A 16,700-nucleotide genomic window follows, 5' to 3' on the forward strand; every position below is an offset into this window, starting at 1 on the left:
TCTACATCGGCAATTTTGTGTATGCATGTAGGCGCGCCCTCATAAACCACAAAGGAGGAGATTTATTGTGTTTTCTGCTGCCCAACGACTGCCTTTGCTGGAACACATGTACAATCATGCCCCGACAGGGATAGCCATTTTTTCGAGGGACGGAAAATGTCTGTACGTCAATCCCGCCCTTTGTCACATGGTCGGGTACAAGCAGGAGGAATTGCTGAAAACCCGATATTATCATTTGTTGTATAAAGGAGATAAAGATCGACAAGCGTTGCGGGACGCCTATACGGGCTGGCTGAAAGCTACGGATCAAGTGTACAAGGCAGAGCTTCGTTTAAGACATCAGCGGGGAACATCCGTCTGGTTATCGCTGGAATTAACGATATTTGATGACCCGGCTACGGGTCAAACGTATCTGATTGCCTACGCGATGGACATCACAGAGAAAAAAGACATGCAGCAGGTACTCTCGGACAATGAGGACTTGTATATGCTGATTACAGAAAATACGCCAGATGTGATCTCGTTCAGCACGCCGGACGGCAACCTTCAATATGTTTCTCCTTCGGTAGAAAAGCTCCTTGGCTACACCAGGCAGGAAATGCTCGGCAAAAAACGGCTCGAATTTTATCATGCAGAAGATGCCGATTATATGCGCGTACATGGAATCTTCCAGGAAACAGGCATTATGAAGCGGCGTGTCCGTCACAAGGACGGACATTATTTGTGGCTGGAAGTGTCATACCGCATCATTCGGGATGAGGAAGGCAAAATCAAGCGAGTTCTGTCCATCGGCCGCAACATCACGGAGCGCCAGAAGAGCGAGGATAATCTTGCAAAAGCCCAGCAACTGGCGATGTTTGGTTCATGGGACTGGGATTTGGTTAACGACGTTTTGCATTTTTCCATGGAATTCCGCAGCATTTTCGGCTTTAGCGTAAAGCCGGTCGAGACAAGTATTGATTCTTTTCTGGATGCTATTCATCCAGAGGATAAAGAGCGAATGATCGAGATCATTACGAACGTCATTTTAAAAGGGATTCATAAAGAAACCTTTTATCGGATTGTACTGCCTAATGGTGAACAGAAAGTGCTGCGTTCGACCTGGGAAGCGGAAATGGACGAGCGCGGAGAACAGCCGATTCAAATTGTCGGTATGGTACAGGATGTCACGGAGCACCAAAAAATGGAGCAACGCCTTCGTGAAAGTGAAAACCGTTATAAATCGCTGTTTCAGCATAACCCGCTCGGCATATGCGCCATGAATATGGAAGGTCAAATCCTGAGCGTGAATCCCAGTCTGGAGGAACTTATTGGTTATACAAGGAAGGAACTGCTTGGGACTGGAGTTCTTGTGATGGCTTCTTTCGAGGAACAGGACAAGATCAGGCATCATATGGAGCTGGCCAAGCAGGGAGAAACGCAAACCTATGAATCAGAGTTCATACATAAGGATGGGGAGCGCTTGTTTATCAAGGTAACCAATATCCCGATTTTTGTGTATGAGCAAATTGTTGGCTGCTACGGCATCTTTGAAAATGTCACTCCGCTCAAAAGCTACATCGCCCAAATCGAAAAGCTCAGCAACGAGCATTCACTCATTCTGAACGCCGTATCCGAAGGCATTGTGGGCTTGAGCACCGAGGGGCATGTCCGTTTTATGAATCCGGCGGCGGCTTCCATGTTTGGAGTGGGGGCCGAAAATTCACTGAACGGGACATGCACGGATATGATCCGCCATGTCGATGAGATAAGCAGCCATTACCCGGATGAGCAGCCATCCATTCTTCAGGCGATCCGCAGTGGCGCTTCTTATCAGGCTGAGGAAGCCGTGTTTTGGAAAAAAGACGGGTCCAGCTTCCTCGTCTCTTATCGGATCAGTCCCCTGATGGATAATGGGGAGCGTAAAGGGGCCGTAATGGTTTTTGTAGATATAACGAATGAAAAGGAAATCATCCGGGCCAAGGAATCCGCCGAGCGGGCCGACCGGGCCAAGTCAGAATTTCTTTCTGTGATGAGTCATGAGCTTCGTACACCTATGAACGGAATTATCGGAATGGCTGGACTGCTCGCGGACACTGAATTGGATGAGGAACAGCGAAGCTATATCGATATTATTACCAATAGCAGTAGTGCTTTAATGCAGATATTGAATGAAATACTGGATTTGAGCAAAATTGAGGCTGGCAAAATGTCGCTGCTGCACGAACCTTTTGAACTTGAGGATATGATGGGCAGTGTGGCGGACCTATTTCTCAAGCAGGCTATGGAAAAAGACATTGAGCTGGAGTGGCACGTGGATCAGGAATTGCCGGGGGTCCTTGTCGGTGACCATGTGCGTATTCGGCAGGTGCTGGTGAATTTGGTGAGCAATGCAATCAAATTTACGGAGCGAGGGCGTGTAAACATCTTTGCCGAGAGCAAGGCTTACAGCAGCCGTAAAAAGAAATGCTTGATTGAGTTCAGTGTAACCGATACTGGCATCGGTATTCCCGCAGATCGCCAGCATCTATTGTTTCAGCCCTTTTCCCAGCTTCATCCGGCACTGAACCGGAAATATGGAGGAACAGGCTTGGGGCTGTCCATCTGCAAAAACCTGGTCAGTCTGATGGGCGGCTCCATTGATGTGGATAGTGACGAGGCCAGAGGAGCTACGTTCCGGTTTCAGCTAGATCTTATGCTGCCAGAAGGGGAAGTGCTTGCGAATATTAGCCGTGACGAGCCTTACGAATCGACGGAATGCTAAAAGAAATAGCCAGTCGTGGTGCTTAACGCATCACGGCTATTTTTATGTTCATGTGGAATGTTAACGATGATTTCAAGACCAGCTTTCTGAGTTGGTCTTTTTTTTCTGTAATAAATAACCAAAGAAATGATTGACAAACTGTTCTAACTGTATTATTAATAATAGTACAGTTAGAACAGTTTAAAGGATGCAGATGAATCTGATCAAGTCTTGAAAGGAGGAAGTCTATGTTCGAGCTGGATATCCGCAGTCGTAAGCCGATCTACGAACAGTTAATAGACAAGGTAAAGGAAATGATTGTATACGGATCTCTTCAGCCGGATGAGCAATTGCCTTCTGTACGGGTTTTATCCGCTCAGCTTACGGTGAATCCCAATACGATTCAGAAGGCGTATCGAGAGCTGGAACGCGAAGGATACATCTATTCCGTCCAAGGCAAGGGCAGCTTTGTCACCCCTGCCGAGCATCAGCCGCAGCAAATGAAGCGGGATGAGATTCGGGCGGCGCTGTTGAAGCAGATGATCGAAGCTGTCCATTTCGGTTTTACGCAGCAGGAAGTGGACGCCTTATACGTGGAAGCTACGCAATTGAAGGAAAGGGGGATGTCCCTTGATTGAATTAAGGGAAGTCACAAAAACATTTACTGAAGAAAAGGCTGTCGATCAGCTCGCCCTTACGGTGAAGAAAGGCTCTATTTTTGGACTTTTGGGCTCTAACGGAGCAGGTAAAACGACGCTGCTCAAAATCATCGCCGGGATTTACAGACCGGATACTGGCAAGGTGCTAATCGATGGACAGCCGGTGTATGAGCAGCCAGAAGTCAAGCAGCGCATTCTGTTTATGCCGGATACCCCTTATTTTTTCCCGCAAGCGACGATTCGCCAGATGGCCCGGTTTTACCGCTCCATTTATCCGAGCTGGAGTGAGGAACGTTACATACAGCTTACCGACATTTTCAAGCTTGACCCGAAGCGTAAACTTCACCGTTTTTCCAAGGGGATGAAGCGTCAGGCCGCTTTTTTGCTTGCCTTGAGCTGCATGCCAGAGCTGCTGATTCTGGATGAGCCGATCGACGGACTGGACCCTGTGATGCGGCGGATGGTCAAAAATTTGCTGTTCCAGGAAACCGCCGCACGTGAGATGACCGTCGTGATTTCATCCCATAATTTGCGTGAAATTGAAGACATGTGTGATCATGTCGGCATTATGCATCAGGGACGTATGTTGTTGGAAAAAGAGGTTGACGACCTCAAGTCCGATACGCATAAGGTGCAGGTTGCCTTTCGTGACCGCACGCATGAGGAAGCCGTCTGTGGACAACTTCCGGTTGTACATAAGGAGCGCAGAGGCAGTGTTCTGCTGCTTATTATCCGGGGGGAACGAGAGCAGATTACAGAGACGATTCAGGCGTATGAGCCGCATGTGTTCGATTTGCTGCCGTTGACGCTGGAGGAAATTTTCATTTATGAAATGGAGGACGCAGGTTATGACATCCAACCGATTCTTCTGTAGCGGCGGCGTGATTCGCCAAAGCCTGAGACAGCATGGCTGGATCGGTCTGTTGTACTTGGCGGGATTATTGTTTACAGTGCCGCTGCCGTTATTTATGAGTATCGGACGCGAACGGGTGCACGAGGTTTTGAGAAGCTTGTTCGATAGTGCAAACTCAGGTAATGATTTGCAAAATATGATTTTATTGACCGTACCAGTGTTGACAGGTGTGATGTTGACTCGTTTTATTCAGCGGCAGGGGCCATCTGATTTGTATCACAGTCTGCCATTACGCAGGGAACATCTGCTAACGGCACATTTGATCAGTGGTCTTATCCTCTTGCTCGTACCCGTGTGGCTCACGGCGGGAGTGACGGCTTGGGTTAACGCCACGAATGATCTGCCTTATATTTTTCACATGAATGATGTTGGATCATGGGCATTGGTCGTCTCGGTCATTAGCATTTTTCTTTTCGCCTTTACTGTGTTTGTAGGTATTTGCGTAGGGCAATCGCTGCTGCAAATTGCTGTAGTGTACGTTTTGATGGTGCTCCCCTTCTTTCTGTCATCCATGATTAGTCGCTTTCTGGGGCATCATTTGTACGGTTACTATCAGGCCAGTGGAACAATAGTTCGTTATAGTGATGGCATGGAGTTACGTAGTAACAATAATATTTGGCATTCTTTATCGCCGTTTGTTCGCTTTACGGAATTGCTGAGAACTCCATTTTCATATATTGAACTGCTTGTTTATATTGGTGTTTCTCTGCTGTTTGTGATCTTGAGCTATGTGTTGTATCGCAAACGGCTGGTAGAGAAGGCAACGCAAGCAATGGCATTTACCTTCTTCCAGCCCTTATTTAAAGCAGGTGTGATGCTGTGCGCTATGCTGCTAGTAGGGGACTATTTTAATGGCGTAGGCGGACAAGGTAAAGACTGGTCTATCTTCGGCTATATACTTGGAGCTATTTTGGGCTATATCGCTGTGGAGATGGTGATTCGCAAGACGTGGCAAATTGTACGTGTACGTGCTTTGCTGGAATTGGTCGCTTACACCGCAGTGTTAGGTCTGGCAATGTACATTCCGACTTCAAGTTGGGTAGGTTACGAAGATCGAATTCCAACTGCGCATTCAGTGGAGCAAGTTTATGCCGGACCAAGTTTGTATTTGGATGGGGGCATTACACGAAAAGATCTTTATTTTTCGCAAGATAAAGCTTATATCGCTTCTGTGCTGAATTTACAGCGTGAACTCGTGCGGGCACATTCATCAGGACAGACGCCTATGACCAAAGATGAACCTCTTCAAATGATAGCCATTGCCTATCATCTTGACGATGGTTCAATTATGACCCGAAGCTATACATTTCCCGAGCAGCCTTTCCGGGCAGAACTGGCAAAGGTCATGATGTCTGAGCCGTACAAAACAGTAGCATACTCGTTGGATAAGCTATATGGTGCAGCCGAAACGATCAGCATTAAATCAGGGGATGATGAGGAACGGAGGGTGATACTGACCGATCCGAAAGAAATTCGCGAATTTGAAGCTGTGCTGAAAGAAGAAATTTTGGATATGAGCTATAGCGAAATGCAGTCTGGAAGTTATCCGCTGGGGAATATCGAGATTCTGCATAAGGCTTCCTCTATTTCCAAATATGAGCCGGAATGGGCTCGTAATATTGCATTTAACTGGCGTTTATCCTTTCACAAACTGGAAGGTTGGCTGAAACAGAAGGGATATGCCGACAAGGTAATTGTCACGTCGAAGGATATACTTTCTGTGCGTGCTGTTCCAATTGTTTCTCAGGAGATGAAACCTTATCAATCTGGTCAGTATATCGAAGACGTCAATTTATTCAGAGATATACAGCAGAAGCATAAAGCAATCGTCATTGAAGATATGAAGCTTTGGAAAGCTATTTTGGAAAACCGCAGATCCTATAACTATACTCCGGATATGGAGAAAGGCACTTATCTGATACAGATCAAAATCAAACCTTTATATGGTTTAAATGCTCACACAGGCTATTATTTATTAAATCCAAAAGACATGACACCTGAGCTTGCGAAGGCTCTACCAGCAGCTCCTTAAAACAGCACAGAATGGCAGGCAAGGGCTCCCCCTGATTTGGGCAGACGTAGAGGCGTAGAGAGATAGAGCGCAGAACATAAAGAGAGCAGAGTTCGATAATAATGTCAGCCCAATTCAGGAAGGAGCAGCACGATATGAAATATACAGAAGATCGTGAGTTTATACAGTTGTTGGAGCACATTCACTTCCATTTGACGATAATGGGTTCGATCTCGTGTTGAACAAGCATGAGGCATTTTCTCCAGCGGAAGTGCGGCGTATTTTGCGTCCGGGAGGTACGTTCTTGACCCAACAGGTGGGGGGCCTGGATTGTGTGGGCATTAACGACCGTTTGGAAGCGCCTTATAGCGAGTATGCGGACTGGTCCCTTTCTCAAGCGATTACCGGTCTGAAAAGCAACGGCTTCGAAATCGTGGAGCAGCGGGAACAGTTTCCGATACAGCGGTTTTACGATATTGGAGCGCTTGTCTACTACTTAAAGGCGATTGAATGGCAGATTGCTGATTTTCAACCAGAGAGATATATAGAACAGCTGTATGGCCTACATCTGGACATTCAACGTGATGGGTATTGGGACGTGAAACAGCACCGTTTTTTGATCCATGCTAGAGCAGTATAGAATTGTCACATTATAATACCGAATAATACCGAGAAGGCCTTCCTCTAAAGAAGGCTTCTTTTTGTCCTTTTTGGGTGTACTCCTTTATGGTAAAAACAAAATCAAAAGCCACGCGGCGGTTGGCAGTGAAATACCGTAAGGACATTTTTACCATCTCCTCGTATACTAATCTTTACCATAATTGTACAATGAAAAAGCAGTGGCATAAAGGGTCATTTCATTTGAAAAGTATAGGGGGATGTACATGTCTGATCCAAAGGGAATTATAACCGAGCCGGAAACAGGCGCCTCCATGCGGCTAGCATGGTTTTGGCCGTGGCTGGGCGGTACATTTATGTTTGGGTTGTTTTCAGTCATGTTTAATGTATTTTGGAGTATGATTGTGGCATCTAACGTTCAGCTTTTGCTGAGACGCGAAGGTGTGTCCGATACTGCGGTCATTGTGATGATGATATTATACGCCTGGATCATCGGTCTGATTTTTGCGGCTTACGGTGTCTGGAGTGCGCGTACTTCCAGTCTGCGCAAGCTTCCGCTCATGCTGACCGGGCTGTTATCATTATTAAGTGGCCTGAGTTTATGGATTGTGGGGTTACAAGGCTCTGGTGGTCAACCAGCCGAAGTGTGGGGCAGCTCGTGGCAGTTGTTTTCAATCTATCACGCGTGGGCGGAGCCTGTGCTGGAGGTATTGGAGCCGTATACACAGCATGGTGAAATCTGGTTTCTGCTGACTGCACTGCTGCCGATCGCCGGAATGGTAGTGGGTGTTGGGGTGGATCGTTATCCGGCGGTGGCAGGAAAGAACGGAAAGGTAGATCGTAGATGGCAATGGGTCGTTGCCGCCATGTCTGCCGCGCTCGTTATTGTGCTGACCATTGCACTGATGCTGCCTCAGCGTCCGTTGATCGCAGAACGGGATTTTCCAGTGGTCGATGGGGCTACAGCGGCGATTCCGTTCGCACAGGATATGCTGCATGAGCTGACCGGAATGAGCAAGGCGCGCGCGGCGCACGAATTGAGATTCAACACAACGCATCAGGCGTATGTAAATCTGATCGACAAGAAAGCGGATCTCATTCTGGTGGCCGGACCATCCGATGGGGAGCTGCAACTTGCGAAAAGTCAGGGAGTGAAAATGAAGCTTACTCCAATTGGGCGGGATGCGTTTATTTTTCTCGTTCATTTTGATAATCCGGTTCATAATCTGTCCTCAAAGCAGATTCGTCGCATTTATGAAGGCTCCATTCATAATTGGAGTGAAGTGGGAGGCAAGGACCAGCCGATTGTAGCCTATCAGCGGGAAGAAAATTCGGGAAGTCAGACCTATATGCAAAAGAAAGTGATGGCAGACCATGAGATGGCCGAGCCGCCCCGGGAGCGCACGATTGGCATCATGGGTGGTATGATTAATGCAGTTGCCGATTATAACAAGGATCACAATGCGCTCGGGTATTCGTTTTATTATTTTGCCAATGTGATGCATAAGCGGCAAGAAGTTAAATTTTTGTCCATTGACGGAGTAGTGCCAAACAAGGAGCATATCCGTTCGCAACAGTATCCGTTCACCGCTCAATTGTTCGTGGTCACACGGGAAGGAGAGAAGTCCAGCCCTTCGGTTCAACGGCTGCTCCAGTGGCTGCAAAGCGAAGATGGCAAACGGATCATTGAACAAGGCGGTTTTATTCCTGTAAATCCATAGACGAGGTTTTCCATACAGTCGATTTTGGGTTTCCATCCGTCAAGAGTGAAACGAAGACAGCAGGGTAATACATAGGATATACCTTGCTGCGGTTACATACCCAAGCAGCATTGTACTAACACAGTAAGGGGATGAACGAAAATGAAGAAAAAATTACCGGCATGGGCGCTTTTGCTCGCCGTATCCATCATGACAGCAGGTTGTGGAGCAGGTGCAACACAAGCAGGACAAACCGGACAGCAAGAGCAGAACGGTCAAACCGTTCAGGATGGGAAAAAGGGTTCTGCTTCCGCGCAACCGGGTGCTTCGGGAACCGCTGTAAATACACCTGGACAGCAGACCGCTTCTGACGGGAAAAATGGCACAACTGGCGGTACAGGCGTTGCATCAGGGGCAGGTGGACAAGCATCCACAGATGCGAATGCGGCGAAGGTTCGCATGGACGATGTTACCGCGCTGCGCCTGATCGACGGCAAATCCGGATGGATCGGCGGGAAGGGATGGATTGCCCGGACAGACACAGGCACATCCGGTTCAGCCGGAGCGGCATGGGATGTGCAATATCAGGGTCAAGGAACAGTGCAGCAAATTTTTGCCTTGAATGGGCAGCAGGCATGGGCCGTCATGGCAGACAGCGGCTCGCTGCTGGCGACTCAGGATGGAGGCAAGCGCTGGGAAAGTATCGGGACAGTGCCGAAGCAAGGACAAGCGGGCTTTTTGCACTTTGTATCGTCCAAGGAAGGATTCACCGGAAACCAATATACGAAGGACGGCGGTCAAACCTGGTCCGCGCTTCCCGTACCTGATCACACCGTTGGACAACCATACTATCATGATCAGCAAAACGGTTGGGCGGTAACGCAAAGCAAAGAGGGCTCGTTCGGTATCTTACACACAACGAATGGCGGCCAGAAGTGGACCACCGCTTTGTCCCGGACAACCGAAGCCCCTCTGAACGGTGTAATCATTCGTTCGGTAGAACGCGGAAACGCATGGATTGAGCTGGTCGGGGATACGGGCATGAATCAGACCTCATATTCGCTTTGGCATACCGCCGATAGTGGCCAAAGCTGGCGTGCTGTGCTGTCAAATGCCACCGCTGGCGGCGGTCCGGCGCCCGGCATTAGCCAGCAAGACCATCAGGTTCCCAAGAACGAAGGGGCGGCACCGGGGATGCTCTATGCGGTAAACAGCAGTACCGCGTTGATGGGCGGCTACTGCGCACCGTGCGACAAGCCCAATACCATTGGCTGGACGAATGACGGAGGCAAGATGTGGAACAATGGCAAGCAAAGCTTTGATGGCTATGGTAGCCAGCAAATCGGAATGGCCAATGCCAAGGAGGGCTGGGCTATTTTCTCGGATTCAGAGAAGGCTCCGGTTATGTATACCACCTCGGATGGTGGACAGCATTGGACCCAGAGTCATGTCTTTGACAAGCCTGCGGCATCAGGTTCCTGAGCAGATGTAGTCCTTAGCAGATAAGTTCTGAGTAAATATAGTAAGGAGGGAGAACGCATGGGCCAACAGAAGAAAAGTGTAATCACATGGGCTGACGGCCGTGAGGTGCCACTGATCGGACAGGGTACATGGCATATGGGTGAAAAAGCTTCTCTTCGGCAAGAGGAAGTGCGCGCGCTTCAACTTGGCTTGGATCTGGGCATGACGTTGGTCGATACGGCTGAAATGTATGCTGAGGGCGGTGCAGAAGAGATCGTCGGGGAGGCCATTCGGGGCCGTCGGGACGAGGTGTATCTCGTCAGCAAAGCTTACCCTCATCATGCAGACCGCCAAGGGCTGGCTCAAGCGTGCGAAGCGAGCCTGACCCGCCTGGGAACGGAGTACATGGACATGTATTTGTTGCATTGGCGAGGGAATATCCCGCTGGAAGAGACGATACAAGGCATGGAAAAACTGCGGGAGCAGGGCAAAATCCGCAAATGGGGCGTGTCCAATCTGGACACATCCGACATGGAGGAGCTTTGGAGCCTGACTGGAGGCGATACCTGCGCGGTTAACCAAGTGCTATATCATGCGGCTTCGCGGGGGATTGAATATGATCTGCTTCCCTGGAGCCGTACACATGGTGTGCCTGTGATGGCGTATTGCCCGATTGCACAAGGCGGACGTCTACGGCGGGGGCTGTTGGAACATCCCGTCATGGAGGACATCGCTGCCAGTCACCGGGTAACGCCATCCCAGATTGCACTCGCATGGGTCATACGAGATGGCGATATCTGGGCAATCCCGAAGGCGGTGCAGGAATCACATGTACGGGAAAATGCAGCGGCAGCGAATATCCGACTCACTCCCGAACAACTGCAACAAATAGATGAAGCTTTTCCGCCGCCTACGCAGAAGCAGCCACTGGATATCGTTTGAGGGAGGGGCACCATGGAAGAGAGAGAAACAGGAACCAAGACAGAGCTGCATGAGGTAGATGATCATTTGGATTACGGATTATCTGTCGTATTCATCGGCTTCAATCCCAGCTTGAAGTCAGGAGAAGTGGGGCATCATTATGCGAACCCGCGCAACCGCTTTTGGCGCATACTGGAGGGAGCGGGTTTGACCCCTCGCCTGTATGATCCATCGGAGGATGGGGAACTGCTCAAGCTTGGCTATGGTTTTACGAACATTGTTTCCCGGCCCACGAGGGGAGTGGAGGACATTGCCCGCGAGGAATACGCCGAAGGACGTCTGAAGCTGTATGCCAAGCTAAAGGAATACCGTCCCAAGATTGCCTGCTTTGTTGGCAAAGGTGTATATACCGAATACAGTAAAAAATCCAAAGCAGATTGGGGATTCCAGCCCGAGCCGCTGATTCCCGAGATGCATGAGTTTGTAGCCCCTTCGTCCAGCGGATTGGTTCGCATGTCACTGGAAGAGATCACAGATATTTATCTTCGTCTCCAGACGTTTCTGACAGCAGAAATCGTCTGATATGCAGCGAGGATTCAGCTAGAAGAAAAAGAACCACACGGTCATGCCCCGAGGGGAAGAACGTGTGGTTCTTTGAGCTACCACGACTCTATTTTAAGGCTTTTGTCTGCCACGCCTGATCCACCGGAACGTAAGGGTAGCCCAGATCACGGGCTACCGCCTCGTAGGTGATATGACCGTTCAGGACATTCGTGCCGCTGAGCAATGGCTTGCTTCTGCGAAGGGCTTCCTGAACTCCCTGATCTGCAAGCTGGAGGGCGAAGGGAAGCGTCGCATTCGTCAAAGCAAGCGTCGAGGTTTGCGGCACTGCGCCCGGCATGTTCGCTACGGCATAGTGAATGACGCCATGCTTCACATAGGTCGGCTGATCGTGTGTCGTGATGTGGTCAATCGTCTCGACAATCCCCCCCTGGTCGATGGCGACATCCACGATCACGGAGCCGGGCTGCATCGTCTGCACCATGGCCTCGGTTACGAGACGTGGGGCTTTGGCTCCAGTGATCAGGACAGCACCGATCAGCAAATCGCTCTGCGCTACGGCTTCGGCAATGTTGGACGGTGTGGACACCAGCGTATGGAGCTGATTGCCGAAAATATCGTCCAGCTGGCGCAGCCGATGCAGGCTCAGGTCGATCAGCGTCACATCCGCGCCGAGGCCGATGGCGACCTTCGCAGCGTTCGTGCCGACGACCCCGCCGCCAATAATGGTCACTTTGCCGCGCTTGACTCCCGGCACGCCTGCCAGCAGAATGCCTTTGCCGCCCTTCGGTTTTTCCAGCAGCTGTGCCCCGATTTGCACAGCCATTCGACCTGCGACCTCGCTCATCGGGGTAAGCAACGGAAGGCTTCCCCCGACATCTATGGTTTCATAGGAGATGGCAGTTACGCCGTTTTCCATCAGAGCCCGTGCCAGCGAAGGCTCGGCAGCCAGATGGAGATAGGTGAACAAAATCAATCCTTGTCGAAAATATCCGTATTCTGTGGACAACGGCTCCTTCACCTTGATAATCAGATCCGCCTGAGACCACACATCCGCTGCATGCTGCACAATCGTTGCACCCGCCGTGGCATAATCTCCATCTGTAAAGCCACTTTCAACCCCTGCATGACTTTCCACAAACACGTGATGTCCGTGCTGGATCATTTGAGCTGCACCAGCAGGTGTCAAGGAGACACGATTTTCATTGTTTTTAATCTCTTTCGGAATTCCAATTTTCACTTAGGTCACCTCTCCTGAAAATAATTGTTATCCAACGGCAAATAATTGTTCTTCAGGGCAGCTACGCTGCTGTGTTAGTATTCGTTGATCATGAATCCAACGGCAAATAATTGTTCTTCAGGGCAGCTACGCTGCTGTGTTAGTATTCGTTGATCATGAATCCAACGGCAAATAATTGTTCTTCAGGGCAGCTACGCTGCTGTGTTAGTATTCGTTAATCATGAATCCACTGGCAAATAATTGTTCTTCAGGGCAGCTACGCTGCTGTGTTTCTGTGTTGCTGCACCAAACGGATTCAAAAATTGCATTATCCTTTTTGTGCAGCCTGCCAATTAGTTAAATGGACTCAAGCCGACAAATGCAATTCATGTTAGATTAGGTACAGTTTACAAGTGGAAAAGCTCCTTGACATCATACATTTTGTCGGATTATCTGACTTCAAGGCTCGACTTTTTGATGAATAGGTGTCATATAAAATGACATAAAGACATATACATAAGGAGAATTCCGATGAACGGTAAAAAAACCTTTACCATTGCGGATGTGCTGGAACGTCCGGTATTCCGGCGGGCCAAGCTGGCAGCCGGGGAGCAGGGCACGAGTCACCGGGTCGGCTGGGTCCATGTGCTGGAAATCACAAACGTTACCCCCTTTGTGAGCCGTCATGACCTGATTTTGACGACTGGCCTGTGGCTGACCCGGGAAGGGGAGGAACGCGCTGAGTATATGGAGCAGCTGATCCGTTCCGAAGCCGCAGGACTGTGCGTGGAGCTGGGTACGAGCATCCATGAGATTCCGCCGGAAATCCTGGAGCTGGCGGAACGGCATCATTTTCCGGTCATCGTATTTGAACAGCCGGTACGCTTTGTTGAAATCACGCAAGATATTCATTCCCTGCTTATTAACCGCCACCACGAACTGCTGAAAGATCTGGAGCGCTTCTCGCGCCAGCTTCAGCAGGAGACGCTGCGCAGCACGGATATGAGTGCCCTTTTACGGGTACTTCATGATTATGCCGCCCGACAGGTCATCTACATGTCTTCCATTGATACCAATCGGTTCGTGCCTTCTATCCAGCCTGATGTGGCTGACCGCATTGCGAATTTCTATGCCAATGAGGTGGAATCCAGCATGACGTCTGACCGGGAGGGTCACTTACTGTTTCATCTCAATGAATCCACCGCCGTCTTGTTTCAGCCGGTTGTCTGCTTCGGGCAGGTGTTTTCCGCAGTAGGTTTGGTGCTGCATGGCGAAACGCCGACGGAAGAACTGTCACTGCTGCTTGACTACACAGCCAAGGCAGCCGCTACGCTGGTGCTGAGAACCCAGTTCCTCGAAGACCGCTTGCTACGCAACCAGAATGAACTGATTCAGGATGTGCTGAACGGACAGCTTCCCAGCGAGGAACAGGCTCAGACCCGGATGGGGCTGCGTCTGCTGTCCAAGGGACAGTATTTATTTTGGGCCGGGGTTATTGAGGTGGAGCATCAAGATAAGGAAGCCAGTCAGGTGCGCAAGGAGTCCATTAACCAGGATATATTGGTATTGCTCCGTTCTTTGCTGAAAAAGGAGACGCTGCACAATCTGCTCATGATGAAGGGTAACCAGTGCTACATTCTTTGCGCCAAGGAGGAATTGACTCTGCGTTCCGCGGCACAAATGAAGAAAGTGCTTGCCCATACCGTGCAATATATTCAGAACTATGCTGCTGGGCAGCTTGACAAGGTGCGCATTCATGCAGGTTTCGGCAAAGTGAGGTACCGGATGACCGGAGCAGGCCGTAGTTTTGAAGAGGCTTATCAGGTTATTGAAGTGGCGCGAAGCGTTCCGGCCATGAGAGATCGATTTTTTTACGACAGCATCGGAATCTATCAGTTGTTGAAAGCTGTGCCCCGCACTCCTTTTTTACAAGAGTTTGTACAGGATCATCTGGGCGGGCTGATTGCGCATGACCGTGAGCACCATATGCAGCTTCTGGATACGCTGGATGCTTATTTTCGATGCTATGGCTCCAAGCGCGATACTGCCGGAATCCTGTACATTCACAGGCAAACTCTCTACAATCGGCTGGACAAAATTAACGAGATCATAGGAGGAAATCTGGCAGACCCGGATAAACGTCGTTGTCTGGAGATGGCATTGCTGGCTCACCGGATGCTACAGGCCGAAAAATGATCCTAAATGACTACTTCTATTTTCCAATCTACTCATTTACAATGCGTGTCAACACTGAGATAATAGAAGAGATAACGGAAATATCTTTGAAAGGGGATTAATATGAATATAAAAAAATGGATTGCCGTCCCTCTTATTCTGCTAATGGTAGCTTTGACGGGTTGCCAGGCAGTAGGCGGATTTGATGTAAGTAAAAATCTTTTGGGCACACTTGATGTGAAATCCCAGCAGTCAACGGAGAAGATATCTCTTAAATTGACTCCAAAAGCAGGCATTACACAAGGAGATCAGGAAATTGTTGATTTAATCAATTCTATTTCCGTAACAGTGGATGAGGCCAAGGTACAATCGGAGGAACTCGCTTCCGCCAAGGGTACATTGCACATCGACAAGTATAATTTGCCGTTTGAAATTGCTTTGGACCGCCAAGGTGTGGCTATTCAACTGGAAGGTGCCAAAAAACCTTATTACATATCTTTGAACTCGCAGGAGAGTTTGAGTGGTCTGCCTGCCGGATTTGATCCTTATGTATACTCCAAGGATGTAAGAGATCTGACGAAAACAGCCGCAGCACTTGTACTCAAGCATGCTCCTAACCCTTCGACCATCTCTGCAACGTCTGTAACCGAGGAAGTTTATGGTGAGAAGGACAAAGTGAAGCTGACTCGTTTGCATGCCGAACTTCGTGGCGATGAGCTGGTCACATTGGTGAAACCGTTCCTGACCAATTTGGCGAAGGACGAGGCTGGCTTGAAGGAACTGATCGGGCAAGCGATTGATTTCACTAAAAATATCGCTTCCAGCATGAATGTTGATGGTGCTGATCAAGTCACAAGCGAACTGAACACGAACAAGGAAAAACTGGTCAATGAGGCTTATACCGAGGTTAAAAAGTATTTGGATCTGGCCGTTGCTCAATATGATGTAGGCGTAAGCACTTTATATGCACAGTCTCCTGAAATTAAAACGGTTCTGAGTTCCAATACGGTTCTGAAAACCGATATGTATTTTGATGAAAAAGGAAATGTTCGCAAATCAGTGTCAGACCTGACGGTTGCTTTGCCAGAAGTAGATAGTCTTCCAGTGAAGTCCTTCTCGATTGTTACGGAAACTCAATCCTGGAATGTGAATGGTAGTGTAACAGCCGACAAGGTAGATATCTCCAATGGTGTGATTGACCTGAATAAACAAGCTGAATTAACACCGGGAGCGACACTTCGCAATTTTGATGCGAACTCTCCGATCTACAATATTTTAAAAAATGATCTGGAAATTACAAAAGTTGAAACCACTTTCGATCCTAAAGACGATTACTATGTGCTGGTGAATCGTAAAGGTACGGCCTTCATTCCACTGCGTGAGCTGACGTACGAACTGGGTTCCGAATTAAAATGGGATGCAGCTGCCAAGCAAATTACAGTTGTAGATGATATTACAGGTAAGACCATCAAGCTAAAAAGCGGATCCAAACAGGCTGTACTGGAAGGAAGCACATTAACGCTGCCACAAGCTCCATATACGGATGAATATGGTACGTTGTATGTTCCTTTCAAATCGGTTGCCGAAGCGCTTGGTGCCACAGTAACCCGTAACAGTAATGGTGAGTATGTATTGAAACGTGACTAAAAAGACATTCCACATATCTGTGTCCAACTGCACCGCTGGTGCATGGAATATGCAGGTATAAACACAGGAACCGGCCCGTTCAAGGGTCGGTTC

General features: G+C 49.0%; 12 protein-coding genes. 11 read left to right on the plus strand and 1 reads right to left on the minus strand.

The annotated features are described in order from the left end of the window. Positions 1 to 67: 67 nt before the first annotated feature. The 9 genes from QD47_RS14180 to QD47_RS14220 all read left to right on the plus strand — a co-directional run bounded on the left by QD47_RS14180 (position 68) and on the right by QD47_RS14220 (position 11,587). Positions 68 to 2,743 carry a PAS domain S-box protein gene (locus QD47_RS14180; protein WP_044646745.1) on the plus strand — a complete coding sequence of 892 codons (2,676 nt, stop codon included), beginning with the start codon at positions 68 to 70 and terminating at the stop codon, positions 2,741 to 2,743. A 227-nt stretch (positions 2,744 to 2,970) separates the two neighbouring features. Beyond that, positions 2,971 to 3,360, plus strand: a complete 390-nt coding sequence (locus QD47_RS14185; protein ID WP_044646746.1) for a GntR family transcriptional regulator — start codon at positions 2,971 to 2,973, stop codon at positions 3,358 to 3,360. Then, on the plus strand, positions 3,353 to 4,255 hold the full coding sequence (locus QD47_RS14190; RefSeq protein ID WP_044646747.1) for an ABC transporter ATP-binding protein: 903 nt from the start codon (positions 3,353 to 3,355) through the stop codon (positions 4,253 to 4,255). The genes QD47_RS14185 and QD47_RS14190 overlap by 8 nt, the downstream gene beginning before the upstream one ends. Then, the gene (locus QD47_RS14195; protein ID WP_044646748.1) at positions 4,230 to 6,326 is read left to right on the plus strand and encodes an ABC transporter permease subunit; all 2,097 of its coding nucleotides are present in this window, start codon (positions 4,230 to 4,232) and stop codon (positions 6,324 to 6,326) included. The genes QD47_RS14190 and QD47_RS14195 overlap by 26 nt, the downstream gene beginning before the upstream one ends. Before the next feature lie 214 nt (positions 6,327 to 6,540). Then, a complete protein-coding gene (locus QD47_RS14200) occupies positions 6,541 to 6,945 on the plus strand; it encodes a hypothetical protein (protein WP_235332268.1) in 405 nt (134 codons plus the stop codon). Between the two features lie 244 nt (positions 6,946 to 7,189). Then, a complete protein-coding gene (locus QD47_RS14205) occupies positions 7,190 to 8,644 on the plus strand; it encodes a PstS family phosphate ABC transporter substrate-binding protein (protein ID WP_044646749.1) in 1,455 nt (484 codons plus the stop codon). A 141-nt stretch (positions 8,645 to 8,785) separates the two neighbouring features. Further along, a complete protein-coding gene (locus QD47_RS14210) occupies positions 8,786 to 10,105 on the plus strand; it encodes a WD40/YVTN/BNR-like repeat-containing protein (protein WP_044646750.1) in 1,320 nt (439 codons plus the stop codon). 57 nt (positions 10,106 to 10,162) lie between these two features. Beyond that, on the plus strand, positions 10,163 to 11,026 hold the full coding sequence (locus QD47_RS14215) for an aldo/keto reductase (RefSeq protein ID WP_044646751.1): 864 nt from the start codon (positions 10,163 to 10,165) through the stop codon (positions 11,024 to 11,026). A 12-nt stretch (positions 11,027 to 11,038) separates the two neighbouring features. Next, positions 11,039 to 11,587, plus strand: a complete 549-nt coding sequence (locus tag QD47_RS14220) for a mismatch-specific DNA-glycosylase (protein WP_044646752.1) — start codon at positions 11,039 to 11,041, stop codon at positions 11,585 to 11,587. Between the two features lie 88 nt (positions 11,588 to 11,675). Here QD47_RS14220 and ald read toward each other — a convergent pair whose 3' ends face one another. Next, entirely contained in the window at positions 11,676 to 12,806 is a 1,131-nt protein-coding gene (gene ald / locus QD47_RS14225; RefSeq protein ID WP_044646753.1) for an alanine dehydrogenase, read from the minus strand. A gap of 510 nt (positions 12,807 to 13,316) precedes the next feature. On the opposite strand from ald, the gene QD47_RS14230 reads away from it, so the two are divergent. Next, complete coding sequence (locus tag QD47_RS14230) at positions 13,317 to 14,981, plus strand: PucR family transcriptional regulator (RefSeq protein WP_044646754.1); 1,665 nt, start codon at positions 13,317 to 13,319, stop codon at positions 14,979 to 14,981. 102 nt (positions 14,982 to 15,083) lie between these two features. Next, positions 15,084 to 16,607, plus strand: coding sequence for a copper amine oxidase N-terminal domain-containing protein (locus QD47_RS14235; RefSeq protein WP_044646755.1), 1,524 nt, complete (start codon positions 15,084 to 15,086; stop codon positions 16,605 to 16,607). Positions 16,608 to 16,700 lie beyond the last annotated feature (93 nt).

Source organism: Paenibacillus terrae, from assembly GCF_000943545.1.
Classification (GTDB): Bacteria; Bacillota; Bacilli; order Paenibacillales; family Paenibacillaceae; genus Paenibacillus; species Paenibacillus terrae_A.

Bases quoted from the DNA above. Each gene is read 5' to 3' on its own strand.
- QD47_RS14185 (WP_044646746.1), top strand. From the start codon at position 2,971: ATGTTCGAGCTGGATATCCGCAGTCGTAAGCCGATCTACGAACAGTTA.
- QD47_RS14195 (WP_044646748.1), top strand. From the start codon at position 4,230: ATGACATCCAACCGATTCTTCTGTAGCGGCGGCGTGATTCGCCAAAGC.
- QD47_RS14205 (WP_044646749.1), top strand. From the start codon at position 7,190: ATGTCTGATCCAAAGGGAATTATAACCGAGCCGGAAACAGGCGCCTCC.
- QD47_RS14210 (WP_044646750.1), top strand. From the start codon at position 8,786: ATGAAGAAAAAATTACCGGCATGGGCGCTTTTGCTCGCCGTATCCATC.
- QD47_RS14215 (WP_044646751.1), top strand. From the start codon at position 10,163: ATGGGCCAACAGAAGAAAAGTGTAATCACATGGGCTGACGGCCGTGAG.
- QD47_RS14220 (WP_044646752.1), top strand. From the start codon at position 11,039: ATGGAAGAGAGAGAAACAGGAACCAAGACAGAGCTGCATGAGGTAGAT.
- QD47_RS14230 (WP_044646754.1), top strand. From the start codon at position 13,317: ATGAACGGTAAAAAAACCTTTACCATTGCGGATGTGCTGGAACGTCCG.
- QD47_RS14235 (WP_044646755.1), top strand. From the start codon at position 15,084: ATGAATATAAAAAAATGGATTGCCGTCCCTCTTATTCTGCTAATGGTA.